Raw genomic sequence first — 23544 nt, 5'->3', positions numbered from 1 at the left:
AGATGCTCGATGCATTCGAGGAATCGGTCCGGCCCCTCGCGGACAACACGGCGTATTACGAGTCGCAGCGGCGACCAACCGCTATTGGCGTTGCCACTCCCCCGCAGATGCGGAATCTGCTGGCGAATGTCGGTTACCCCCGCCTGTACGTGAACGCTGTCGCGGAACGCCTGGAACTCGAAGGGTTCCGAATGGCTACCTCGGACGAGGCGGACGAGACCCTGTGGGACTGGTGGCAGGCGAACGACCTGGACACCTCGGCCACCCTCGGCTTCGTCGAGGCCATGGTCCACGGCCGGGCGTACATCACCATCTCGGCGCCTGATCCCGAGGATAAGACGCTCGACCCGGAGATCCCGATCATCCGCGTGGAGTCACCGAACTCGATGCACGTCACGATCGACCCACGTACGAACCAGGTGACGGCGGCGATTCGCGCCGTGTACGGCTCGGACGGGTCTCAGATCGAGGCTTGCACCCTGTACACGACCGAGGCCACTATCTCGTGGATTCGTACCGAGGGGCAGTGGGAGCTGCTCCAGTCGGTCAATCACGGCCTAGAGCTGGTTCCTGTTGTGCCACTGGCGAATCGGACCCGACTGTCCGACATCCTGGGTACCTCGGAGATCACCCCGGAGCTGCGGTCGGTAACCGACGCGGCGGCTCGGATCATGATGAACATGCAGGCGACGGCCGAACTGATGGCCGTGCCACAGCGACTGCTTTTCGGTGTGAAGCCCGAGGATCTCGGTGTCGACCCGGAGACGGGTCAGTCTCTGTTCGACGCGTATCTCGCTCGCATCCTCGCGTTCGAGGACAACGACGCGAAGGCCCAGCAGTTCGCTGCGGCCGAGCTGCGGAACTTCACCGGTGCCCTGGAGGAACTAGCCCGGCAGGCAGCGGCCTATACCGGCCTGCCTCCGCAGTACTTGGCATCCACTTCGGATAACCCCGCGTCCGCCGAGGCCATCAAGGCATCGGAGGCGCGTCTGGTGAAGAACGCCGAGCGTAAGGCGAAGATCTTCGGCGGTGCCTGGGAACAGGCGATGCGGATTGCCCACAAGGTCATGAATCCCGGCGATCTCCCACCGGAGATGTACCGGATGGAGACCATCTGGCGAGATCCGAGCACCCCGACGTGGGCTGCCAAGGCGGATGCGGCTTCCAAGCTCTACGCCAACGGCACAGGTGTGATCCCGAAGGAGCGGGCCCGTATTGACATGGGCTACTCGGTCACCGAGCGCAAGGAGATGAAGAAGTGGGACGAGGAGGAAGTAGCCCTCGATCCCATGAGTTCTCTGTACGGAGATCCTCGCCGCCCCGGCGCGGAGCCGGCCCCGGAGCCAGAAAAGGCTCCCGCTGAATGACACCTGACCGGTACGCCTACGAGCAGCTCTTGATCTCGCAGGCGCTGGTTCGGTTCGTCACCAACGTAGCGAAGTTCTTTGCAGCCCCGTACCTGAGTCTGAACGACTGGGTACGGCTGCTGGAGCTGATCTATCCCGAGGTCGAGCGGGCTCGTGAAGAGTCCGCCCGGATCGCACGGGAGTTCTACGACGCTGAGCGAGCACTACACCACCCAGAGCTTCCCCGGAACGACAGGTTCCTGGAGGAGTACACGCTCCGGTGGTTCATCGAAGACATGGAGCCGGTCCGTCTCCGGGCGTCCCAGGAGGACGCCGGTAGTGCGGGCACGAACGCCGTGGCGCTTCGAGCGGTTCGCTCGGTCGAGAACGCTGGCCGACGACAGATCATCAGCGCAGTTGAGAACGAGCCACAAACACAGATAGTCCGCGGTTGGGCGCGAGTCGCGACAGGTCGCGAGACGTGCGGTTGGTGCCTGATGCTCATCTCCCGAGGGCCTACCTACATGGGAGCCGATACGGCGGGTCTGGATCTCACAGACACCGAGGCCAAGCAGATGTACCTGGCCGGTGAAGACGTGTCCGAGTACATGAACGAATGGCACGACGGGTGCGACTGCAAGGTGGTGCCGGTCTTCGACGTGAAGAACTGGCCCGGCCGTGACGAACGGATTCGAGCGCTCAAGCTCTGGAAGGAAGCTGCCAAGGAGGCAGCCGACCTGATCCGGTCCGGCAAGGCCCGAACCAAGGACTACAACCGCGAAGCGATTAATGCGCTTCGACGCCGCCTTTCTCGCGGCGAAATTGATCCAGCCGAATACGCACGGCTTCGTGCTGCGTAGTAAACAGCGCCCCAGGTGGGCCGATTACCGTCCAGGAGACGTAAATGACTGACACCCAGACCACAGAAACTGCTGTCGAGACCCAGGCGGTCAATACAGCCGACAATGTGGATTCGCTGCCCGAATGGGCTCGCGCCAAGATGACCCAGGCCAATAACGAGGCTGCTCGTTACCGCAACGAGAAGAAGACCGTTGCTGACGAGACCCGTGCCCTGGTCGAGGCCGAGTTCCAGGTAAAGCTTGATGCGGAGACAACTAAGTTCTCCGAGCTGAGTGATGAACTCGTTGTGTCGAATAACCGATACGACAAGCTGATCGCGATCCTGAACGAGGACGTTGGCGGCACTAAGGCCGTCGAGCTGGCGAACCTGGTCCAGGGTGACACCCCCGAAGCTATTACCGCTCACGCCAAGACAATCGTCGGGCTGATGGGTAAGGGCAAGGATCGAGCGACTGACATTACTCAGGGCTCGGGTAATTCCAATCACATTCCCCTGAATGGCGATCCTATTCTTCGCGCGCTGAATGCCGCGATCAACAATCGCTGATTTAACAACGCAGAAAGAAGACCAGTATGGCTATCGCGCCAGCTAATGATCCCCGTATCGCACAGACCGGCGATACCATGTTCCAGGGCTACCTCGATCCCGAGCAGGCCCAGGATTACTTCTCCGAGGTCGAGAAGACCTCGATCGTCCAGCGAGTCGCTCGTAAGGTTCCTATGGGACCGACCGGCATCGCTATCCCGCACTGGACAGGTGATGTCCAGGCGTCGTGGGTGGACGAAGGCGGAATGAAGCCCCTGACCAAGGGCAACATGACCAAGCAGACCCTGGTGCCTACCAAGATCGCTACCATCTTCGCGGCCTCCGCTGAAGTCGTGCGTGCGAACCCTGCGGGCTACCTGGGCACCATGCGTACCAAGGTCGCTACGGCTATCGCCATGGCGTTCGACGACGCTGCTCTGTACGGCCTGAATGCGCCTGACGCTTTCAAGGGCTACATTGCCGAGACCACTAAGGCCACGTCGCTCAAGGATGTTGAGCCAGGTGCCGGGTCGAAGACCAACGCGTACCAGTCGATTGGCGTGAACGGCCTGTCGCTGCTCGTGAACGACGGCAAGAAGTGGACCGGGACACTCCTCGACGACACTGTCGAGCCGCTCCTCAACGGCTCGGTCGACCTGAACGGCCGCCCGCTGTTCGTGGAGTCGACTTACTCCAACCCAACCTCGCCAATGCGTGAGGGAACCATTCTGGGTCGTCAGACAATCCTGTCGGATCACGTCGTTTCGACGGGTGCTCCGGGCTCGCGGACTGTCGGATTCATGGGTGACTGGAATCAGGTCATCTGGGGCCAGGTCGGTGGTCTGTCCTTCGACGTTACCGATCAGGCGACGCTGAACTTCGGTACAGCGGCTGCTCCTGAACTGGTTTCGCTGTGGCAGCACAACATGGTTGCGGTCCGAGTCGAAGCGGAATTCGCGTTCCTGGTCAACGACAAGGACGCGTTCGTCAAGCTCACTGACGCGCCTCTGGCCTGATCCTCACTTGACTCTTAACGGTGGGGTCCTTCGGGGCCCCACCCTTTAGTCCGAGGAGGACAAATGATTCTTCGCCATAAGGAAAACAAGCAGGCGGTCGAGGTCGACGACGAATTCGGCGAGAAGCTGATTCAGGGCGGACTGTTCGAGAAGATCCCCGCCACACGCGGCCGTAAGGCTGCCCCCCAGAAGCCCGCGGAGCCGGCCTCTGAGGCAACCCCCACCACTGAGTAAGGAGTGACATGGCGTACGCCGTAGCAAACGACGTAGCTGTCCGCTGGGCTCGCGTCATGTCCCCCGAGGAAGAGGCCCTGGTCCTGGCTCGGCTGGAAGATGTCGAGCGCATGATCAAGCGGCGTCTGCCGGATCTGGCTGCACGGATTGCAGATGGCCGTCTCCTGGAAGAAGACGTGGTCATGGTGGAGGCCGACGCGGTTCTCCGCCTGGTCCGTAACCCCGAGGGCTATCTCAGTGAGACCGACGGCAACTACACCTACATGCTCCAGACCGGAACGGTCTCGGGGCGTCTCTCGGTCCTCCCCGAGGAGTGGGAGCTGTTGGGTGTCAGGCAGACCCGCTTCGCGGTCCTGGTGCCGAATCTGGTGTTGCCGACATGACCGAGCTGCACGCACACGAGGAGATGCTGGAGTACGACGGTCGCCGGGTGGATGTCACCAAGTGCGACGAGTTCCACCACCAGTGCATCCACGATTGGAGGATCACCTGGGGCAACGTCGATCGGAACCCCGGATGAGCCTTCTCGATTCAGCCAACCAGGACGTACTCGTCTTCCTCGAAGAGACTGTCACGGATATGGACGGAAACACCCGGACCCGACCCGCGAAGGTCGGGATTCCGGCCCGTGCCCGTATTCAGGTCCAGGGACAGTCCGGCACCTCGGCGCGACGCTCCGAGCAGGACAACGAGGGCTTCGAGAGCGAGAAGGTCTACAAGATCCGGTTCCCCCGCGCGTTCGACGCACAGTACGGCGAACTCGGCGCTCAGTCCGAGATCGAATGGCGGGGTCAGCGCTGGGCCGTTTTCGGGGATATCAACCTGTACACGGGCTCTCGGAATACAGCGCATACCGACTACACGATCAAGCGGTTCTGATGGCGAGGCTTATCGGCGATAAGGCCATGAACCAGGTTGTATCTCACCTCGAAGGCGTGAAGGGGTCTGTAGCGGAAAAGGCTCTCGCTGTCGGCGAAATAGCCGAAGCGAACCTGCTCCAGCACCGCAAGGTCACTAACCGGACCAACCACGAGATTGACGTTTCCCAGGGTGATGTCGACTCGTTCGTCAGCCTCGAAGGACCTGCTCCGCTTTCGGTGGAATTCGGCCATCAGCCGTCCGGCGCGTTCGAAGGTTCCGATACTCGGCCACCCGCTGGCCTATACATCATTACAGGAGCCGCGGGGCTCATATAGGAGATCCATGCCCGTGATGCCACGGGTTCAGTCGGTGGTCGTACCGATTCTCCGTGAGCGATTCCCAGATGTGGTTATTACCACCTGGGTGCCGGACATCGACTACCGACAGTTCCCCATGATCAATATCCGCCGTGTTGGCGGATTCCGACATGAAACTCGTCCGAAGCAACTCGCAATGCCTGTAATCGAAATGACTGCGTATGGCACCGAGGGGCTTCCCGAAACAGAGCTGATTTACGAAGAAGCTCTCGAAACACTTTTTGACGCTGTGGCTAATCAGACTCAGACCGAGGCCGGTTACCTGCATTCGATCAAGGAAACCATGGGCGCTGTCCAGTTCTCCTCGCTTTATCAGGATTCCTGGCGAGTACAAGGGCTGATCAAGCTGGGCGTCCGACCACCCCGATAAGGAGATTCGCCGAATGGCGCTCAATGACAAGTCCGTGATTACAGCGGCGGTCGGCTACGTGTTTACCGCGCCGATCGGCACCGCTGCTCCATCCCCTACCGAGCTGGAGTCCGTCGACCCAGCCACCTTCGGTGCTCAGGTCCAGACACTGACCCTGACGGGTACAGCCACTGCGGGAACCTTCACCCTGACCTCGGGTACCGCTACGGCCCCGCTGCCGTATAACGCGACTGCGGCTCAGGTCCAGGCTGCTCTCGAAGCGCTGCCTTCGATCGGGGTCGGCAATGTGATTGCCACTGGCACTCTCTCGACCGGTATCAAGATCAATATCGTCGGCAAGCTTCAGGGCCAGGCGCTGGCAGCCATCACGGTGGCGGCCTCCCTGACCGGTACGACTCCGGTCCTGGCCGTGGTTATCACTAAGGCCCCGAACGGTTGGTCGAATATCGGCCACACTTCCCGCGGTGACATGCCGGAATTCGGATTTGACGGCGGGGATGCGGAGGTGAGGGGGACCTGGCAGAACCAGGCTCTCCGCGAGGTCGTGACCGAGCAGGCTGCGGATTATCTGACGCTGTTCCTGCACCAGTTCGATACCGCGAGTTTCGAGCTGTACTACGGCGCGAACTCGTCGGCTACTCCGGGCGTCTTCGGCGTCTCGGGTGCCACACAGGTGAACGAGCGTGCGTTCCTGGTCATCATCGTCGATGGCGAGACCAAGGTCGGGTTCTACTCGCCGAAGGCGTCGGTGCGTCGTGATGACGCGATCCAGCTGCCATCCGATGAGTTTGCGTCGCTGCCTATCCGCGCGACCTTCCTCAAGCACGCTGCGAACGACCTGTTCCAGTGGATCTCGGCCGACCTGTTCGACTGATCCAGACTTGACTCTTAACCGAGTCATTTGACCGGGGGAGGGGTTTCCTGGCGGGCCTCCCCTCCCCCACTTAAATTCGCCCGCCGACTAAGAAAGGTCTGCCACACATGTCCAACACATTCTCTCTGGATGATCTCCGCGAATCGGTCGAGAAGGAATTTGCTCCCGTTCGCGTGAACCTGTCCGACACCGAGTCGGTCGTCCTCCGTAACCTGCTGCGTCTGCCTAAGAAGGACCGCGAAAAGGTCTTCGAGCTGATGGACGCCGTCGAGAAGGCCGAGGGCCAGGACCAGGCGTCCGAGCTGGAGGCCAGCGGCGAGCTGGCCCTGGAGGTCTTCCTCCTGGTCGCTGATGACAAGGCCCTCGGCAAGAAGCTGGTCACTGCCATCAAGGACGACCTCGCACTCACGCTCAAGCTGTTCGGCTCCTGGATGGAGGCGACACAGCCGGGGGAAGCGGAGCGCTCGCCCGCCTGATCGACGAGTACGGCGAGTTCCTGGTCCCTGACCTCCTGAAGCAATACGGGATCGACCTCCGGGATCTGTTTCGCCCGGAGGCCGGTCTCACCCCCCGATACGTATTCACGCTTGTAAAGGGACTCGACTTCGATTCGATGTTCGTTGCTGAGCGCCGTGGGGGCCAGCAATTCAGAGGTTGGGACGAATCCAGGTATGCCGCTGTCGCCACGGTAAACGCTGTGCGAGCGCTGCAATACACGTATTTGTCGGCTCATTCCAAGAGTAAGCCGAAGGTTCCAGACCCCTTCCCCACTCCAGAACGAACAACACGTCAAGTCGAAAAGCCTGGCTCGTTTGCGTTTATCGCTGCGGCCAAGCTCGCGGCTGCTAAGAAGAGGAAGGCAACGAGCTAATGCCAGGTGGTCCCGGCGGCCAGGAAGTCGGTCGCATTTCCATCCGGGTTGTCCCGGATACCGAGAAGTTCCGTAGGGAACTCAAGGCCCAACTAGAGGCCATCGAAAAGGAGATGCAGGGTGAGGTCGCGGTCAACGCGAATCTCGACTCTGCTGGGGCCCTGGCCCGGTTTGCTGCCATGCTCGCCGCGATGCGGGCGATGTCCGGCAACGGTGTCCGTGTCGGTGTCGACGTGGACGGCGACGGCAAGCTGGGTCTGCTGTCTCGCTCGATGGAGCGATTCCGTGCGGTCCTGGCGAAGACGACCCTGGGTCGCTTCAACGCCGATCTCAAGGAGTACGCCCGTCGTACCCGCGAGGGTAACCGGAACCTGACCGAGAACGAGGTGCGCCTTCGCGCTCTCAAGGAGGCATTCCGTCGTGTCAGCGATGCCGCTGACCGTGCAGGTGACCGTATCCAGCGCATGGGTGGTCGGCTGACTCGTGCTCGCGATTCGATCGTCGAAACACGCAACACGTTCCGCGATCTCGCCCGTACCGCCGATGCCAGCACACGCTGGGCTCGGAACTCGGTCGGGGATACAAACCGATTCACCGTAGGGCTTCGTAGTCTCGCAGCGCAGTCCCGCGTGACTGGAGCCGAGCTTCGCCGAATGACCGGCAACGGTGCATCCGCAGGTCTGCGACGTTTGGGTGATGCGGCTCTCCGGGCCGGCCAGGGCCTGTACCGCATGGACGTTCGGACCCAGACACAGGCGATGCGTGGTCTTCGCCGTGTGATCGGCGGTAACGCCGACGAGTCGATCCGTCTCAGCACTGCGCTGTCGCGCCTGCGTAATGGACTGTCCAACACCGGCTCCGTGATCAGCAAGATCACCCCGAGCTTCAACTCGATGGGCAGCGGCTCACACCGCGCCCGTAACCGAATCCTGCTGCTGTCCGCGGCTGTTGCGTCCCTGGTTGGCCCTGCGGCTGCTCTGATCGGTGGCGCACTCGGTGCGCTGCCTTCGCTGCTGTTCGCGGGCGCTGCTGCGGCTGGCGCTATCGCGCTGGGTATGGACGGCATCAAGCGTGCCGCGTCCCAGCTCAAGGCCCCGCTGGATGAACTCAAGGCATCGGTCTCGAATACGTTCGAGCAGCGGCTGACGCCGCAGTTCGCTCAGCTTATCCCGCTGATGCAGGGTCCACTGAAGACCGGAATGAACGCCGTGGCTAATGGCCTGGCGGACATCTCGCAGGGGTTCATTGACGTAGTGACCTCCGGTACGGGAATGGCTCAGATCGAGTCGATCCTGACTAAGACCGGGACGCTGTTCACGAATCTGAAGCCGTATTTCTCGGACCTGACTTCGACATTCCTGACAATGGGCGATGTCGGTGCTCACCATTTCCAGGGCCTCGCGGCCTCGATGACTAACTGGGCTGCCAATTTCAAGTCCACCATTCAGGGGCTTGTCGCTGACGGGTCGATGGATCAGATGTTCGGCGGACTCAAGTCGTTCGCCGATGGATTCGGAAATCTGTTCAACGATATCGTCGCTATTGGCGTTCGTGCGATGGGCCAGCTCGGTGGCCCGATGGGTAATTTCCTGACCACACTCGGAAATGTCCTGACGACTATCGAGCCCGGACTGATTTCGTTCGCTGATTCTGTGCTCGGTGCGCTCTCCGCATTTGGCACCGGCGTAGCTCCCGAGTTCAATACATTCCTGACGAATATGGGTTCGGCGCTGACTACGGTCGAGCCGATTCTGACTTCGCTGGTGAACAATGGGCTCAAGATTTTCAACGCCGCGATGACCACTTTGGGTCCTGCGATTCAGGCTGCGACTCCCGGACTGACCTCGTTTTTCGACACGATCGGAAATGCGGTCTCGGGTGCCCTGCCATTGCTGGGCCCCGCGCTTCAGCAAATGGGTCAGGCGTTTACCGACATGATGACCAACGAGGCGTTTATGGCCTCGCTGACGAATTTCATCACGACGTTCGCCCAGGCTTTGGCTGAACTGCTGCCGAAGGTTCTCGAAAACGCCCCGGCGATTCTCGAATTGGCGACCAGCATTCTGAATCTGGCGACTCAGGCGCTGCCATTCGTGGTTACGGCCATCGAGGTCGCGGCTGGGGTGCTGACCGCACTGATCGGCACGGTCCAGGGTGTGATCGACATCTTCAACGGGCTCGCCTCGGGGGTCCAGACCGCGCTACAGGCTGTGGTCCAGGCGATCCAGGGCAACTTCTCGAATGCCGGCTCCTTGCTGCTCGAAGCAGGTAAGCAGGTCGTCCAGGGCCTGATCAACGGCATCACCTCGATGCTGGGTGCGGCTGTCGCCGCCGCCCGGAGCGTCGGCTCGGCTGTGGCCGATGCGGCTAAGTCCGTCCTCGGGATCAACTCCCCGTCGAAGGTGTTCACCGAGTTTGGTGAATACGTCGGTGAGGGCCTCGTGAATGGCATCGAGTCCCAGGTGGGCGCGGCGACTGCTGCGGCCACGAATCTGGCGAATGCACTGGCGAAGTCGTTCGAGGGTTCCCAGGGGAAGGTCGCGACACAGGTCGCTGACTACAAGGCCGCTATGGGCGAGATGTCGGATGCCACTACCGATGCCACCAAGACGATCAAGGGCCAGAAGGTCCCGGTCGACAAGGCGTTCGGCGAGATGGACGACGAGACCAAGCAGGCCAAGGAGCTGATGCAGCTCCGTGCCGAAGAACTGCAATTCGAGATCGACCGTCTGGACGACATGTCGGAAACTGCGGCCACTAAGGCGCGGAAGAAGGCACTCCAGGCCCAGATTGACGCGATCAAGAAGCAGCAGGACGAGATGGAGTTCGAGGCCAAGAAGCTGGCCTACGAGAACAAGTACGGCAAGCCCTACGACTCGATTCTCGATGAGATCGAGCAGCAGGCTCCCGAAGCCGAATCCAAGGGTCTGTCGATCATGGAGCGGCTGCAAAAGGGCCTGAAGGACGGCTGGGGCGGCGTACAGCGCGAACTCAAGCTGATGGTCGACGATTTCGGCGAGATCTTCGGAAGCGAAAGCCTTTCCAGCGACTTCGACGAGATTCTCGAAAAGTCGAATCCAGGCACGATCGCGGACGACTTCGCGAACGCCACGATCAAGCAGGGAATGTCAGACCTCGGAATCAGTGGCGATGGTCTATTCACGGGCGGTCTTTCGGCTGCTGCCACATACATCTTCAACGTCGCAACTGCTGATGAAGCAGAGGCCGTGAAGAACAGGCAACAGAACAAGGAAGCGCTCCAGTACACACGGAGGTAAATAAGTGGATACCGTCGTTGAACTCGAAGGAGTCAACGGCGAGAGGTTCATCCTCGCGGGCCCCGAAGCCGGGGACCGCGGGGTGTACCTGGGTACAGGAGTTACGGGTCTTTATGACCCGCCTGTAAAGGTAGTTTATGAGGAGCCGGGCAATTGGCCCGGCGCTCGCTACCTTAATCACCGCATTCTCCGTCGAGACATCGTTTTCGGCGTTGAGATTCTCAATGACAAGTCGGACTCGTGGCTATCCCGAGATTCCGAATGGCGTAAGGCATGGGCGTACGACCGCACTTGCAAGCTGTATGTCACCACTGAGAATTCCGGCACCCGGTACCTGAATCTTGCGCTGGGTGAACAGATGGATATTTCGCTGTTCACTGACCCTAATGGCAATTCTGTTAACCGCGCTGGCGTAGTCGCCATCGCCGGTGACCCGTTCTGGTACGAGGACGAGGTCATGTACCACGTCACCACCCAGACGGATACGACGGGTATCACCGATATCAATTCGGGGTCTGCGGAGACGCTGACTATCACGGTTGACCCTTCGGATGGCCGAGGCGGGCTCAACCCGACGGACCAATATGTTTTCCCGAAGTGGATTGTCCCTGCCCCGTGCAAGGTGAAGATCCCGGACCCCTCGTTCGAGGACCCGGCGTTGTTCAACCGGGCGATCGTTATGCCGACTCTCGTATCCGGCGAGGACTGTGTCATTGACTCGGACCCTCGGGTCGAGCAGGTGATCGCGGCAAATGACGCGCTGGTCTGGGCTCGAATGAATGGTGTTCGGTTTCGGCATCCGTTCCCGCCGTACACCCGTAACCACACGTACAACCTAAAGGTCGTCGGTTGCCCTGCCGGGCAGATCTTCACCCTCGTGATTCCGCGGCCTTGGTCGCGTCCGTGGGGGCTTGAATGAGCCTGACTACGACCGTCGATGTCAACAACCTGTGGAAGAACACCAAGGTGCGTCGGGCGGCCTGGGAGAAGGCCCGCCTGGCAGCACCGTACGTCCGCCTGTGGGATGGCGACTTCAACCTTCGTGGCGAGGTCTCGGGAGAGATCGCTGGCGACTTCAAGTTCATAGAGAACGAGACGGGTACCGCGATGCTGCGGCTCCCGCTGGACCATTACCTCGCCAAGTGGGTAATGCTCCACAAGGGCCGTGTTAAGCGGAATATCTTCGTGACGTTCGACAAGCAGGGCGCTCGGTGGAGCGGCTGCATGGACAACTATCGAGTAGTCCGTGAGAAGTCCGGCATCGCGTACCTGGAAATCCAGTTCAAGCACGATTACGAGCAGGCCAAGCACATCTACTGCTGGTCTAATCCGTTCCTGCCTGCCGAATTCCAGTTCCCGCGTTTGTGGATGATCTTTGGTCCCGCGAAGTGGGCCTTGTCGGTAACCCTGCTGGTGAACCTAATGCGTCTCGAATCCTCAATTTGGATGCTGCCGGATGACCCTGCGGAACAAAACGGTCTGGATCAGAGTCGCTGGCGCAACGTCGTCAAGCCGTTCTCGTTCGGAGAGGATAATTCGAATGTCACGACGGTGTTCTCCCGGTTCAAGTCGTTCCACGATGTCGCCAAGCGCGTGGTGGAAGACGCACAGCTCACGATTGAAGTCCGTCGTTGGCTTACCGGCGACCCGGCCCCATGGCCCGGTGCGAACATTCGTCACGGCTGCCTTGTCTGGGAGATCGTAGATAACTCGGGCTGGAAGACCCAGACTTCTTTCGGTGGGAATCTGCTGACGGGCCTCGAACGAGCGTTCATCACTATTGCCTCGGATGGTCTGACCGAAGGCATCGACATTATCCATGGCGACCCGACTTTCCCGGACGAGTACTACATTCCGGGATGGCAGGGAACACGTCCTTCGGCACCGTGGGTGATTTACGAAGAAGGCATCTACACAGGCATCGAATCGTCCGAGTTCATCTATTACGAAGCGACCGACACACGCTTTGTAACTGGAGGCCACTCAGCTCCGGGAGTTAATGAGGGGATTTCCGCTGCGGTAAATCTGATCGGGGATCTAATCGCCGCTGCGCTATTTGTTCCACCCGCTGGAGGCACGTTGGACGCATTATTGCGTCCGCTATATACAGATGTCGTAGCCGCCTTTATGAACTGGGGTGATTCGGGTCGCGCACAAGCGCTCGGAGCATTCCACTATTACGAGGGTTGGGCCGAAGGAGCGGACCGCGCTTACACCCTCGCGGCATTGATTGCGCTACGCGCAAAGATGTGGTCCACCAGGGCACATACGGCGCACACGATCAAGGTTGCGGACGCCGCTCCTTATCGAATCGGTGCCCCCGGATACGGGCATGTGTGGATTGGTTCTCGTGTCGGGACTTCGGTTCTCGGATACCCCGAACCAAACACAGTGTTTGTCGACCGTGTCCAGTCGATCGAATACTCGTGGGGTCCAGATGGCCCCTCGGGTTGGCAAATGTCTATCGGGTACCGCGAACCCGAAGATCCTGTCCAGAAGGCATTCGAACTAATCCAGGAACTCACCTCGGGACTTTCCGAGCTGGGGCTCGTCTAAGAAAGGCACCGCCGTGCTCCCCACACAAGAAACCGCCAACTGGGAAGACCCCGAAGAACGAGTCGTTTGGGCCCTTCGCAATCTGCCGAATACCGGTGGCGCAGCGCAGGTGACCCACCCGGACAATCTTCGGAAGTGGTCTAAGCATATTGACGAGTGTGGGTTCATGCACGTTTCTGAACTCCGGGCGCTGGCTTGCGAGGATGGATTTATCCATGTGAGCCAGCTCCGGGAGCAGGTAATCGAATTCCAGCCCGTGGTCCGTGGCCCCCGCCACGATTACAACCCCGCGACCCAGTGGGTAGAGGCGGGAACTCCCGCCCCCGAGGTTATGCGCCTCCCCGATATCAACAAGCTCACTGTCCAAGAAAACGCCGTGATGCTCGCCCAGTACGAGGCAGCGGGACTTATCTCGCGTCCGACCGAGCACCGGGATTCCGCTTACGAAATCAATATCCCCGAAGGAGTCGAGAATGGCTGACGAAACCCCCAAGGTTCCAGAACCCGTTGTTGTCCGTGGTGCCATTCTGGCCGTTGTCGCGCTCGTGGGGGCGATTACCGGTAAGGCCCTAGACATTTCCTGGCTGGATGAGGCTTTGGCCGTTTATGCGGTCACTGCGCCGGTCGTATTGAGTCTGTGGGCTCGCCTGTACGTCTCTCCAGTGAAGGGACGCCACGCAAAGTGAATCTCCCAGCTAACGCACCGGAGTATCTCTGGATCATCGCGATCCTCGCCCCGATCGTTGGCTCGTGGGTCACGATCAGGATCAACCGGAAGCAGAATACGACCCTGGACCGGGTCGACTCGCAGGTATCGAATACGCATTCCACGAATCTCCGCGACGACATCGACGAGATGCACAAGGACGTGAAGGAGGTCGTCAAGGACGTTCGGTCACTCCGCGGTGAGGTCCGAGACATTCGCGACGACCAGCACAACTTCGAAGTCGAGGTTCGTGCATTCGCTCGTCGGGTTCACCCGGAGGAGGTCCTTCTGTGACCACTCCAGGTCAGCCACCTGCCGATGGAGCGTACGTCATCGGCGGTGGTGAATACGACTTTGGAAAGTCGCTCACCGAGTCAATCGGTATGGCGATTATGACCGGGGGAATCAAGTCCTCGTTCGGAGGTGCTCGGGACAAGCAGTACGAACACGTCGGCGGAAGCATCGTGGATCACGAGACCCGGATCTCAGTCCTCGAAGACGGCTCCCAGATTGCCGAGTTCTTCGGCAACGACACCTGGACCAAGCCAGCCTCGATGCAGCACCACCGGTTTTATGTGATCTCGGGTGGTGGTGGCGGGTATCGCCCCAACGCCAACGACACCGAAATCGGGTACGGCGGTGGACAAGGCGGATTCTCGATCACGACGCTGCTCGATGCAGATGTTGAGGCGACGCTCTCAGTGATCGTCGGCGCTGGCGGTGCAGGATCTACCAGCCGTGGGTTCGCCGGGCAGCCGGGCGGACAATCACGTGTCGTCGACTCAGGCGGTGCAATCGCTGTCGCGGGTCCTGGTCTCGGAGGTGGGCTAGGCCCACCCCAGGCCGGTACGGGCACTGAGCCTGTCTGGCAGGCGAACGGCGGGCACGGAGCCGGCAAGTCGGGGTCCGCATACCCGAACAATGCCTCGTCCGGCGGTAACGGCATCAACGCCTCCGGCGGTGGAGCTGGCTTCTCTGGTTCGTACGGCGCTGGCAACGGCGGCCACGGACAAGACGCCCCAGACAAGAACCTCGGCCCCGGAGCGGGTGGCGGTGGTGGTGGACACGCGTACGGCATCGGTAACGGTGCCTGGGGCGGTGTTGGCGGCCACGGCGGCGCTCCAGGCGGCGGTGGAGGCGGCGGCGGTCAGCAGTCGGGTGACGCAGCGAACGTGACCGGTAACGGCGGCAACGGTGCCAACGGACGGGTCTGGATTATCTCCAGTCCATTCCCCCCATAGGAGCAACATGAAGACAGCAACAATCCACCCGGTGGATACTCACGGACACGTACAGCAGTCGCGAGGACTCGCTCGGATCTACAAGCTGAGTGAGCCGAGGAACTTCGACGGCACCGATCACGAGTACGTTCTGGTGCGGATCGTTTACCCCAGCCTCCACATGGACGGCGAGGTTGGCGTGTTCCCCGCGACCGAGACCGGCGCGGTAGCCGAACGTTCGTTGAAGAGGCGAGTCGGCTCGTTCACACTTGACGGCAACCCCAACAAGGACCCTGCGTATATCGAGGGTTGCTTCACCTGGTCGCTGGCATCGCTCGGCTACACTATCGAATAACAGAAACCCCCCGAAGGCCATTGCGGTCCTCGGGGGGCTTTTTTGCGTTTACACGGATATGCGGTTGAGGATGTCGTCGGGAACTATGACCTCGAACCTGATCGTGCCCTTGATCCGTTTCTTCCAGTCCCTGTCGGCGTAGCCCGCCCGGACTTTGACCCCGGCGTCGATCAATAGTTGGCGTCGCTCCTGCACACCGAGTTCAGACCATAGTTGGCCGTAGGTTTTCCCCGTTTCGTAGTACTCCCAATCGTCTGGCGTGCTTTCCCGATTTTCTAGCTCGGCTATCTTAGAATCTAGGGCGCTAATTTGCCCTGTAAGGCGTTTTCTCATGGTGTCGCTTGTGACGGCCCCGAGAAGGGTAGTAAGTTCGTCCATGGCGTGCACAGCCTCGTCTAACGCGGCCTTCGAATTCTGACCCGGAATGAACCGTCGTTTCTGCTCTGGAACGTCTCCGATCTCGAACAAAACCGATTCTTCGACCAGTTTCTCCATTTCATCGGCGTTGAGGTGTACGTGATCCTTGCACCGGGCCCCGCACGAGTAGTACCGGTAGGTTTTATCCGCGTTGTGGTGTTGGGGCTTGTGGCAGTAGAAGCATTCGAGCACCCCGAGAAGCGGTGAGGCATTCATCCGCGACTCTTGCGGGGTGTACCGATCGTCGAGTTCGGCCTGGATCGTTCGGAACGTATCGAAGTCCACGATCGGCGGTCCGATCAGAACCGGATCACCGTTCTCGTCTCGCACCGTGATGTCGTTGAGCACCGAGTGACCGAGCAGCGTGGTCTTCTTCCGAAGCATTCGGTCCACGTTGGTTACAGACCACTTGGCAGGCTTCTTGATCTCGCGACCGGCAAGCTGCCGGTGCCTGTCCGCCGGGGAGGGCACGCCCTCCTCGTTCAACTGGTTGACGATCCGCTGGATCGGCTTGTGTTCGAGGACGTGGTCGATCAGTCGGTTGATGACGACACGGGCCTCCGGGTCGGCTTCGAGCTTGTATCCACCCCCTTTCTGCTTCACCGCGATGAACCCGTAAGGGCATCGGCCTCCCGGCCACCGGCCGACCGAGGTGAGCTTCCTCCGGGATGCCTGGGTGCGTTCTTTGATGGCCTCCCACTCGCCCTCTGCGACGCCCGCGATGACGTTGGCGATCAGTCGCCCGATCCAGTTGGACAAGTCGAACGACTCGGTCACCGAGACCACGGACTTGTCGTGTTTGGTACACCAGTCGAGGACCTTGTTCAGGTAGATCGAGCCGGTGGCGATCCGGTCCAGCTTCCAGTTGGCTACTGTGTCCCATGAGCCCCTGTACTCCTCGGTGAACCACTTCCCGAGTTCGGGGGTATCGAACGGGTCGACGGACCTACTCACGTCCAGGTCGACAGCCCAGCCCACGATCCGGTGCTGGTGCATGTCGCACCACTGCTCGATGATCTCCCTCTGCCGCTCTGCCGAGGTGGACTCCTCCGAGTCCCTCGACAGTCGAATCCGACCCAGTACACGCAGACCTGTCTTGTTCTCCACACGATCAGACTAGATCTCTCGTTTAACTTCCACAACCCCGTGGTCAAACGCGAACACGATCGCGGCGGCTCGATCGCGCAGGTCGAGCTTGCCGAATATGTGTCCGACGTGGCTTTTCACGGTTACTTCCGAGATACCGAGTTCGGCGGCGATCTCGCTGTTGACCCGGCCCGAGCCGATCAATTCGAGCACTTCGTACTCGCGGGCGGTGAGTTCGCCGAGCCGGCGATCGGTTCGGGTACCGACCGGTTTCACTGTTCTGTACGCCGTGAGCACCCGTCCCGTCACCGAGGGATCGAGCCACGCGCCACCGCCCGCCACGGTCCGGACCGCGCGGATCAGATCCTCCGCGGGCGAATCCTTGAGCAGGAAGCCCGCGGCGCCCGCGCGCAGCGCGCCGGAGAGCAGCTGATCGTCGTCGAAGGTGGTGAGCACCAGCACCGGTGGGGCGTCGGGGCGGGCGCGCAGCAACCGGGTCGCATCTATGCCCCCGACCCGCTTCATCCGCAGATCCATCAGCACCACATCGGGTCGTTGCGCGGCGACAGCGGCCGCGACCTCGTCGCCGTCGGCGCACTCGTTGATGGTGAAACCGTCGCGACGCCGCAGGATGCGACGCAATCCGCCGCGCACGAGTTCCTGGTCGTCGACCACGAGCACTGTCACCAGCTGCTCGATCGGCGAAGCGGTCGTCACGTGTCCTCCTGAAGTTTGTTCCAGAGCTTGCCCGGCAGCACGGCCGAGAGGGTGGCGCACGAGCCGGTTCGCAGGGGGAAGCCGACCCCCACGGTCCAGCCGTCGTCGCGGTTGCCCGCGGTGATCTTCCCACCGAGCAGTTCGGTGCGTTTGCGCATGCCGCGCAGTCCCATCCCGGTATCGCGGCGCGGCGTGGGCCCGGGCGGCAGCGAATTCGACACCACCAGCGTGGCCGCATCGGCCGAGACATCGAAGCGCACCGTGGCGGGGGCGCCCGGCGCGTGCTTGATGACGTTGGCCAGCGATTCCTGACCGATCCGGTAGAGCGCGTGGCCGATGGCACCGGAGACGGTGGTCAGGTCGCCGGTGCGCGCGTAGTCGACGGTGAGCCCGGCGCGGCGGAAGTCGCCGATGAGTTCGTCGATATCGGCGGCGCCCGGCTCGGGAGCCAGTTGCGCCGGGCCCGCGTCGAGCATGCCGACCGTGCGCCGGATGTCGGCCATCGCCTGGCGGCCGAGGCGTTCGGCCTCGACGAGCGCTTCCACCGCCTCGGTGACGTCGTCGTCGGTCTGGAGCGCGCGGCGGGCGGCGGTCAGGTGCAGCAGGGTGATCGAGAGCGAATGGGCGATCACATCGTGGACTTCGCGGGCGATCCGGCGTCGTTCCTCGTCGGCGGCCTGACCGGAGCGGATCGCCTGATTCTCGCGCTCTTGATACAGGAAACGCCGCTGATACTGCAGCATCACCCCGACGAACATGCCGAGCAGGATGCCGATGATGTACATCGGTAGTCCTTGCAGCGGCTGCTCACCCCAGTGCACGTGCCCGGCCACGTCGAACGCGACCAGTTCGAGGATCGCGAGCAGGGTGAATCCGATCGTCCACCCACGCGAGGCGACCGCGGCCACCTCACCGGCGACGATCACCAGCACGAACGGCGCGAAATCGGCGTTGACCGGCTGCAGCAGGAACAGGGCGCAGGAAGCCAGTGCGCTCCCCTTCAGCAGCACGGGGTGGGGATTCACCCGGAAGATCGCGAACAACGGGATCGGCAGGAACGCGGTGGCCATCGCCAGCAGCGGCAGCACGCTCGGAAAATACGCGTGCCGTTGGATCACCGCCGCACCGGTGACCACCAGCAGGGCGAGGTCGGCGGTGAGGATCACCGCGGGCGGATAGTCGTAGGGCAACGATTCGATGCGTTCGCGGACGGTGGTGAGCAATCGCGGCACCGCGGCTCTGGTCGCGAACCGCTGCCGCAGGCTCACTCGGCCCGGCGCCTTCGCGGGGATGGCGTGGCTCACATCCATGATGTAAGGCTAGTCGCCGCCTACCGGGCGAGCATCGTCCCGCGAACGGTACCGATCTCCTACCTGGGTAGGAGAAGAAGTCGGGTCCCCGGGACGACGATTCGGCCGTTCGCCGCCCGTAACGTTCGATTCACCCGCTCACGGAAGGTGAAGCCCATGACCTGGACCGATCTACACCACCGCACCGAGATCGTGCACACCGTGCTCGCCAGGGCAGCGGTCGACCCGAACGACCCGGCTCTGTTCGCCGGCATCGCCGAGCTCGACACGCTCTTCGGCGGAGTCGACGGCCTGCTGCAGGCGCTGGCCAACCGCTGGGACAATCACCTGCGCGTCAAACTCGAACTGGCCGAGATCGACGGCCGCACCCCGATGGAGGCCTATCTCGAGCTGGCCGCCGAACAACCGGCCCTGCGTGGGCTTCTCGACGCACGCCCGGCGATCGGGCAGACTACCCGCGACCGCGCACTCGCACGCTGAAACCCGAAACTCCCTGGGGGACAAGATATGCCCGACATCGAATCGCCACAGCAGCCGATGCTGGAGTTGACCCGGGTGGTCAAGCAGTATCGCGTCGGTGATCAGGAAGTCCGCGCGCTCGACGAGGTGAGCATGCGCATCGAAGCAGGCCAGTTCACCTCCATCATCGGGCCGTCGGGTTCCGGCAAGAGCACCCTGCTGCACCTGCTCGGTGCGCTCGATCGTCCCGATGAGGGCTCGATTCGTTTCCGCGGCACCGAGATCGGCGATCTCGACGAAGACCAGCAGGCCGCGTTCCGGCTCGAGCAGGTCGGCTTCATCTTCCAGTTCTTCAACCTGCTGCCCACGCTGTCGGCCTGGGAGAACGTCGCCGTGCCGAAGCTGTTGGACGGCACCGGCTTACGTAAGGCCAAGCCGCGCGCGCTGGAACTGCTCGATCTCGTCGGCCTCGGCGATCGCGCACAGCACCGGCCCGCGGAGCTCTCCGGTGGGCAGATGCAGCGCGTGGCGGTGGCCAGGGCACTGATCATGGATCCGCCGCTGATCCTGGCCGACGAACCGACCGGAAACCTCGACTCCAAAACCGGCGCCGCGATCCTCTCGCTGCTGGGCGACATCACGGCGCAGGGCAACTCGGTGGTGATGGTGACTCACGACATGAGCTCCGTCGACTACTGCGACCGGGTGATCACCTTGCGCGACGGTCAGATCGGCGCGGACGAGCGCGTCGCTTCGCGGGTCGACGCATGATCGCCGCCGCCATCGATCGATTGCGGCTGTTCAACTTCGGTGAACTGCTCCGCCATCCCGGCCGCACCCTGATGTCGGGAGCCGTGATGGGAGTCTCGGCCGCGCTGATCGTCGCGGTGCTGAGCATCTCAGGGTCGGTCACCGGGTCGGTCGACAAGCTCACCAAGGGTCTGGCGGGCACCGCCGAACTCGAGATCACCGGTATCACCGACGCGGGCTTCGAACAGTCACTGCTACCCCAGATCGCCGCGACACCCGGGGTGGCGACGGCGGTGCCGATGCTGCGCGGCACGCTCGGTGCCGGCCCCGACCGGGCACTGCTGATCGGCGCGGATCAGAATATCGGCGCGCTCGGCAGCGATCTGGCCGGGCCGATGTCGCAGTACACCACCAAGCTGCTCAGCACCGAGCGCGGCGTGCTGGTCGGCGCCGCCATGGGCCTGCGCGAGGGCGACCCCGTACCGATCGGGGCGGGCACGGCGAAGGTGGCCGCGGTCCTCGACTCCGAGGCGACCGACCGGCTCAACAGCGGACACGTCGTGGCGGGTCCGCTACCGCTGATCCAATTCCTCACCGACCGGGTCGGCAAGCTCGATTCGGTGCAGATCGTGGTGAAGCCCGGCACCGATGTGGCCGCGCTGCGCACCGCCCTCACCGAAGCGGTGGACGGCCGGGCGGTGGTGGCCGAGCCGAGTCTGCGCACCGCGCAGGCCGGTGGCGCGATCCAGATCATGCGGTACTCCACGCTGATGTCGTCGGCGGCGGCGCTGATCGTGTCGGCCTTCTTGATCTACAACGCGATGAGTATGGCGGTGGCGCAACGCAGGCCGACGCTGTCGCTGTTGCGGGCGATCGGCGGCAAGCGGGCCCCGATGGTGCGTGATCTGCTCGTCGAGGCCGCGATGCTCGGGCTGATCGGCGGGGCGATCGGCGCGGGAATCGGTGCGCTGATGGGGCGGTTCGCGATCGACAGGCTGCCCGCCGCGATCGTGCAATCGGTCGAGGCGCGCACCGAATTCCAGGTGCCGAACTACGCGATCCCCGTCGCGATCGCCGCGTGTGTGGTGGCGACGGTGCTGGCGGCGTCGATCGCGGCCAGACAGGTGTACAAGGTCGCCCCGGTCGAGGCGTTGGCGCCGGTGGAGGCCAGCGATGCCGCGGCGACCAACTCGGTGTTGCGCTGGGTCGCCCTGGCCGCGGGTGTGCTTCTCGGTGCGGCGGCGGTGGCCATCGCGTTCGTCGACCTCGGGCGACTGTCGCTGGCCGCGATCACCACGTCGTTCACCGCGACGGTGTTCCTGTGTTTCGCCGCCACCGGTCCGATCGTGCGTGGATCCGCGGCGATCGCCCGCTGGTTCGGTGCGCCGGGCGCGCTCGGGGCGACAACGCTGGAACGCGCGCCGCGCCGGGTCTGGGCCACCGCGATGACGGTGATGATCGGCGTCGCGGCGGTGGTCGCGCTCGGTGGCGCGTCGGGCAACATGGTGAAGTCGGCGACCGATTCTTTCCAAAGTCTGGGCGACACCGACCTTTACGTGAGTCCGAGCCCCGTCGAGCAGTTCCCGACCGGGCCGGTGCTGCCCGACGGGCTGGCCGCACGGGTCGCGAACGTCCCCGGCGTGGAACGGGTGAGCCCCGCCCAGATGGCCTTCGCGACCATCGGCAGCGGTCGGGTGATGTTGCAGGGCTATCCGCCGAGTACCGCCGATACCCGTCTCGGCGCGGTCGATCGGGCGGTGATCGACCGGATGGAGCGGCGCGAAGGTGTGGTCATCACCCGTGATGTGGCGCGGTCGCTCTCGCTGACCGTCGGCGACGAGATCACCATGCCCACCCCGTCCGGTGAGCGCAAAACAGCTGTGCTGCAGGTGATCCCGTACTTCACCGCCGTCTCCGGTGTGGTGATGATGAACCTCGACCAGATGCGGGAGTGGTATCAGCGACCCGGCGAGACGATCCTGTCGATCCACTACTCGCCCGGTGCCGACCCCGACGCGGTGCAGGCCGCGGTCCGCGCGATGGTTCCCCGGGAAATCCATGTCGACACCGGCGCCGACATGGTCGACGCGATCTCCTCGAGCGTCCAGCAGGGTGCAGCGATGAGCAACATGATCCTGTGGATCGTCGTCCTGGTGGCGACGGTGGCGTTGCTGAACACCCTGATGCTGTCGGTCCTGGAGCGACGCAGGGAGCTGGGGGTGCTGCGCGCCATGGGCACCAACCGCAAGTTCCTCCTGCGCTCGGTGCTCGCCGAAGCCGCGGGCATCGGATTCATCGGCGCGGCCATCGGTCTCCTCGTCGGCGTCGCGGTGCAGTATCTGGCCACGGTGGCGATCGGGCACGCGATGACCATCGACATCGTCTACCGGCCGAGCCCGCTGATCGCGGTCTACGGTGCGGTCGCGCTGGGCCTGGCCCTGCTGGGCTCGATCCCGCCCGCCCTGCGCGCGGCGCGGATGCCGATCGTGGCCGCGCTGGCCGTGGACTGACCTCGGTCGCCGCGGTGCCCGGCATCTCAGCCCGGCGCCGCGGCGGCGACGCCTTCCCTGACACCGCCACCTCGGTATCGCAGGTCGATCGCCCCGAGATCGGCCCCGTCATCGCTCAGAGCGGAACTTCGTCCCACCACGCGATGACCTCGTCCTGCGCGGAAGGGCGGGTGGCCCCACCGGTACCGCTGCTGCCCCGGCGACTCACCACCACAAGGTAATTCGCGCGGGCGGAGTCGCCGGGGAAGCTCAACACCTGGTGCGCGGTCTGGATGCGGATGCTCGCCGGATCCGGAACCACCCACCGCTGTAGCGAGAACGGCACTTCGTCCTTGTTCCCCGCGTAGCGGACGGTCGCGGGCAGCGCCTCCAGCACCGACCGCGCCTGGCTCGCGTTCGCGTATTCGAGCACCAGGTAGCTCACCGCACCCGCCTGATTGTCGAGCCGCTCGCACTGCCACCCGGTCGTGATCGGAGTCCACTGCAACGCAGGCTCTTTCCACGCCAGCTCGCTGACATTGCGCACCCCCACGCACCGCGCCCCCCGATACCCCACACCGTCACTCATCTGCCCCTGCGGAACCAAGGTCGGGAAAACCCGCCGACTCTCCGCGAACGAATCCGCCACCTCGGCCACCGAATTCGACGGCCCGCTCGCGCCGTCTTCCACGTCGAGACCGTCGTCGTCCCCCGGCAACACCACTACGACCAACGCGACAACCAACGCGACCAGCACCAGAACCAGTGCCACCAACACAACCCACCCGAACCGCTGCATTCCCGACACCCGTCGAGGCACCGGCCAATACCCCCGATGCGGCAGCAGCACGGGCCCCCGCGGCCC

27 protein-coding genes are annotated in these 23544 nt (G+C 62.8%); 23 read left to right on the top strand and 4 right to left on the bottom strand.

The genetic code is table 11. The annotated features are described in order from the left end of the window. Positions 1-2: 2 nt before the first annotated feature. The 20 genes from ACWF99_RS23550 (at position 3) to ACWF99_RS23455 (ending at position 15451) form a co-directional block, all read left to right on the top strand. A complete protein-coding gene (locus ACWF99_RS23550) occupies positions 3-1367 on the top strand; it encodes a phage portal protein (protein WP_452537392.1) in 1365 nt (454 codons plus the stop codon). Continuing rightward, positions 1364-2206, top strand: coding sequence for a VG15 protein (locus ACWF99_RS23545; RefSeq protein ID WP_452537391.1), 843 nt, complete (start codon positions 1364-1366; stop codon positions 2204-2206). Before ACWF99_RS23550 ends, ACWF99_RS23545 begins: the two co-directional genes overlap by 4 nt. 44 nt (positions 2207-2250) lie before the next feature. Next, on the top strand, positions 2251-2754 hold the full coding sequence (locus ACWF99_RS23540; protein ID WP_452537390.1) for a hypothetical protein: 504 nt from the start codon (positions 2251-2253) through the stop codon (positions 2752-2754). A 26-nt stretch (positions 2755-2780) separates the two neighbouring features. After that, the gene (locus ACWF99_RS23535; RefSeq protein WP_452537389.1) at positions 2781-3749 is read left to right on the top strand and encodes a phage major capsid protein; all 969 of its coding nucleotides are present in this window, start codon (positions 2781-2783) and stop codon (positions 3747-3749) included. 63 nt (positions 3750-3812) lie between these two features. Further along, positions 3813-3983 carry a DUF7302 family protein gene (locus tag ACWF99_RS23530; protein ID WP_452537388.1) on the top strand — a complete coding sequence of 57 codons (171 nt, stop codon included), beginning with the start codon at positions 3813-3815 and terminating at the stop codon, positions 3981-3983. Between the two features lie 8 nt (positions 3984-3991). Further along, positions 3992-4366, top strand: coding sequence for a Gp19/Gp15/Gp42 family protein (locus tag ACWF99_RS23525; protein ID WP_452537387.1), 375 nt, complete (start codon positions 3992-3994; stop codon positions 4364-4366). After that, a complete protein-coding gene (locus ACWF99_RS23520) occupies positions 4363-4503 on the top strand; it encodes a hypothetical protein (protein WP_452537386.1) in 141 nt (46 codons plus the stop codon). The genes ACWF99_RS23525 and ACWF99_RS23520 overlap by 4 nt, the downstream gene beginning before the upstream one ends. Further along, positions 4500-4862: a hypothetical protein gene (locus ACWF99_RS23515; protein WP_452537385.1), complete on the top strand. Its 363-nt coding sequence runs from the start codon at positions 4500-4502 to the stop codon at positions 4860-4862. The genes ACWF99_RS23520 and ACWF99_RS23515 overlap by 4 nt, the downstream gene beginning before the upstream one ends. Beyond that, positions 4766-5179, top strand: a complete 414-nt coding sequence (locus ACWF99_RS23510) for a DUF5403 family protein (protein WP_452537384.1) — start codon at positions 4766-4768, stop codon at positions 5177-5179. The genes ACWF99_RS23515 and ACWF99_RS23510 overlap by 97 nt, the downstream gene beginning before the upstream one ends. A gap of 7 nt (positions 5180-5186) precedes the next feature. After that, positions 5187-5591 carry a hypothetical protein gene (locus ACWF99_RS23505; RefSeq protein WP_452537383.1) on the top strand — a complete coding sequence of 135 codons (405 nt, stop codon included), beginning with the start codon at positions 5187-5189 and terminating at the stop codon, positions 5589-5591. A 13-nt stretch (positions 5592-5604) separates the two neighbouring features. Continuing rightward, a complete protein-coding gene (locus ACWF99_RS23500) occupies positions 5605-6465 on the top strand; it encodes a phage tail tube protein (protein WP_452537382.1) in 861 nt (286 codons plus the stop codon). A gap of 107 nt (positions 6466-6572) precedes the next feature. Further along, positions 6573-6941, top strand: a complete 369-nt coding sequence (locus tag ACWF99_RS23495) for a phage tail assembly protein (protein WP_452537381.1) — start codon at positions 6573-6575, stop codon at positions 6939-6941. Between the two features lie 394 nt (positions 6942-7335). Further along, a complete protein-coding gene (locus ACWF99_RS23490) occupies positions 7336-10614 on the top strand; it encodes a hypothetical protein (RefSeq protein WP_452537380.1) in 3279 nt (1092 codons plus the stop codon). 4 nt (positions 10615-10618) lie between these two features. Then, positions 10619-11533 (top strand): phage tail protein, encoded by a 915-nt coding sequence (locus ACWF99_RS23485; RefSeq protein WP_452537379.1) that lies wholly within the window; start codon positions 10619-10621, stop codon positions 11531-11533. Next, positions 11530-13170: a Gp37-like protein gene (locus tag ACWF99_RS23480; protein WP_452537378.1), complete on the top strand. Its 1641-nt coding sequence runs from the start codon at positions 11530-11532 to the stop codon at positions 13168-13170. The genes ACWF99_RS23485 and ACWF99_RS23480 overlap by 4 nt, the downstream gene beginning before the upstream one ends. A 13-nt stretch (positions 13171-13183) precedes the next feature. Beyond that, entirely contained in the window at positions 13184-13651 is a 468-nt protein-coding gene (locus ACWF99_RS23475) for a phage gene 29 protein family protein (protein ID WP_452537377.1), read from the top strand. Next, entirely contained in the window at positions 13644-13856 is a 213-nt protein-coding gene (locus tag ACWF99_RS23470; protein ID WP_452537376.1) for a hypothetical protein, read from the top strand. Before ACWF99_RS23475 ends, ACWF99_RS23470 begins: the two co-directional genes overlap by 8 nt. After that, the gene (locus ACWF99_RS23465; RefSeq protein ID WP_452537375.1) at positions 13808-14170 is read left to right on the top strand and encodes a DUF2746 domain-containing protein; all 363 of its coding nucleotides are present in this window, start codon (positions 13808-13810) and stop codon (positions 14168-14170) included. Before ACWF99_RS23470 ends, ACWF99_RS23465 begins: the two co-directional genes overlap by 49 nt. Further along, a complete protein-coding gene (locus ACWF99_RS23460; protein WP_452537374.1) occupies positions 14167-15117 on the top strand; it encodes a glycine-rich domain-containing protein in 951 nt (316 codons plus the stop codon). The genes ACWF99_RS23465 and ACWF99_RS23460 overlap by 4 nt, the downstream gene beginning before the upstream one ends. A 7-nt stretch (positions 15118-15124) precedes the next feature. Beyond that, a complete protein-coding gene (locus ACWF99_RS23455; RefSeq protein WP_452537373.1) occupies positions 15125-15451 on the top strand; it encodes a hypothetical protein in 327 nt (108 codons plus the stop codon). 48 nt (positions 15452-15499) lie between these two features. Here the strand turns inward: ACWF99_RS23455 and ACWF99_RS23450 are convergent, their stop codons facing one another. The 3 genes from ACWF99_RS23450 to ACWF99_RS23440 are packed head-to-tail and all read right to left on the bottom strand — an operon-like array spanning position 15500 to position 18981. Continuing rightward, positions 15500-16975, bottom strand: coding sequence for a recombinase family protein (locus ACWF99_RS23450; RefSeq protein ID WP_452537372.1), 1476 nt, complete (start codon positions 16973-16975; stop codon positions 15500-15502). 9 nt (positions 16976-16984) lie between these two features. After that, positions 16985-17671 carry a response regulator gene (locus ACWF99_RS23445; protein ID WP_452537371.1) on the bottom strand — a complete coding sequence of 229 codons (687 nt, stop codon included), beginning with the start codon at positions 17669-17671 and terminating at the stop codon, positions 16985-16987. Then, a complete protein-coding gene (locus ACWF99_RS23440) occupies positions 17668-18981 on the bottom strand; it encodes a sensor histidine kinase (RefSeq protein ID WP_452537370.1) in 1314 nt (437 codons plus the stop codon). Before ACWF99_RS23440 ends, ACWF99_RS23445 begins: the two co-directional genes overlap by 4 nt. A 156-nt stretch (positions 18982-19137) precedes the next feature. Between ACWF99_RS23440 and ACWF99_RS23435 the strand changes: the two genes are divergently transcribed. The 3 genes from ACWF99_RS23435 to ACWF99_RS23425 are packed head-to-tail and all read left to right on the top strand — an operon-like array spanning position 19138 to position 22700. Further along, the gene (locus ACWF99_RS23435) at positions 19138-19461 is read left to right on the top strand and encodes a hypothetical protein (RefSeq protein WP_378633368.1); all 324 of its coding nucleotides are present in this window, start codon (positions 19138-19140) and stop codon (positions 19459-19461) included. Between the two features lie 27 nt (positions 19462-19488). Then, positions 19489-20211 (top strand): ABC transporter ATP-binding protein, encoded by a 723-nt coding sequence (locus ACWF99_RS23430; RefSeq protein WP_452537369.1) that lies wholly within the window; start codon positions 19489-19491, stop codon positions 20209-20211. Further along, entirely contained in the window at positions 20208-22700 is a 2493-nt protein-coding gene (locus ACWF99_RS23425) for an ABC transporter permease (protein WP_452537368.1), read from the top strand. The genes ACWF99_RS23430 and ACWF99_RS23425 overlap by 4 nt, the downstream gene beginning before the upstream one ends. 115 nt (positions 22701-22815) lie before the next feature. Here ACWF99_RS23425 and ACWF99_RS23420 read toward each other — a convergent pair. Further along, positions 22816-23544 (bottom strand): hypothetical protein (locus ACWF99_RS23420; protein ID WP_452537367.1); only part of this gene is annotated, 729 nt, incomplete at its 5' end.

This window comes from Nocardia sp. NPDC055002, assembly GCF_053608825.1.
Note: the sequence above shows the minus strand (reverse complement) of the source record. Positions and strands in the feature narration are given on the sequence as shown.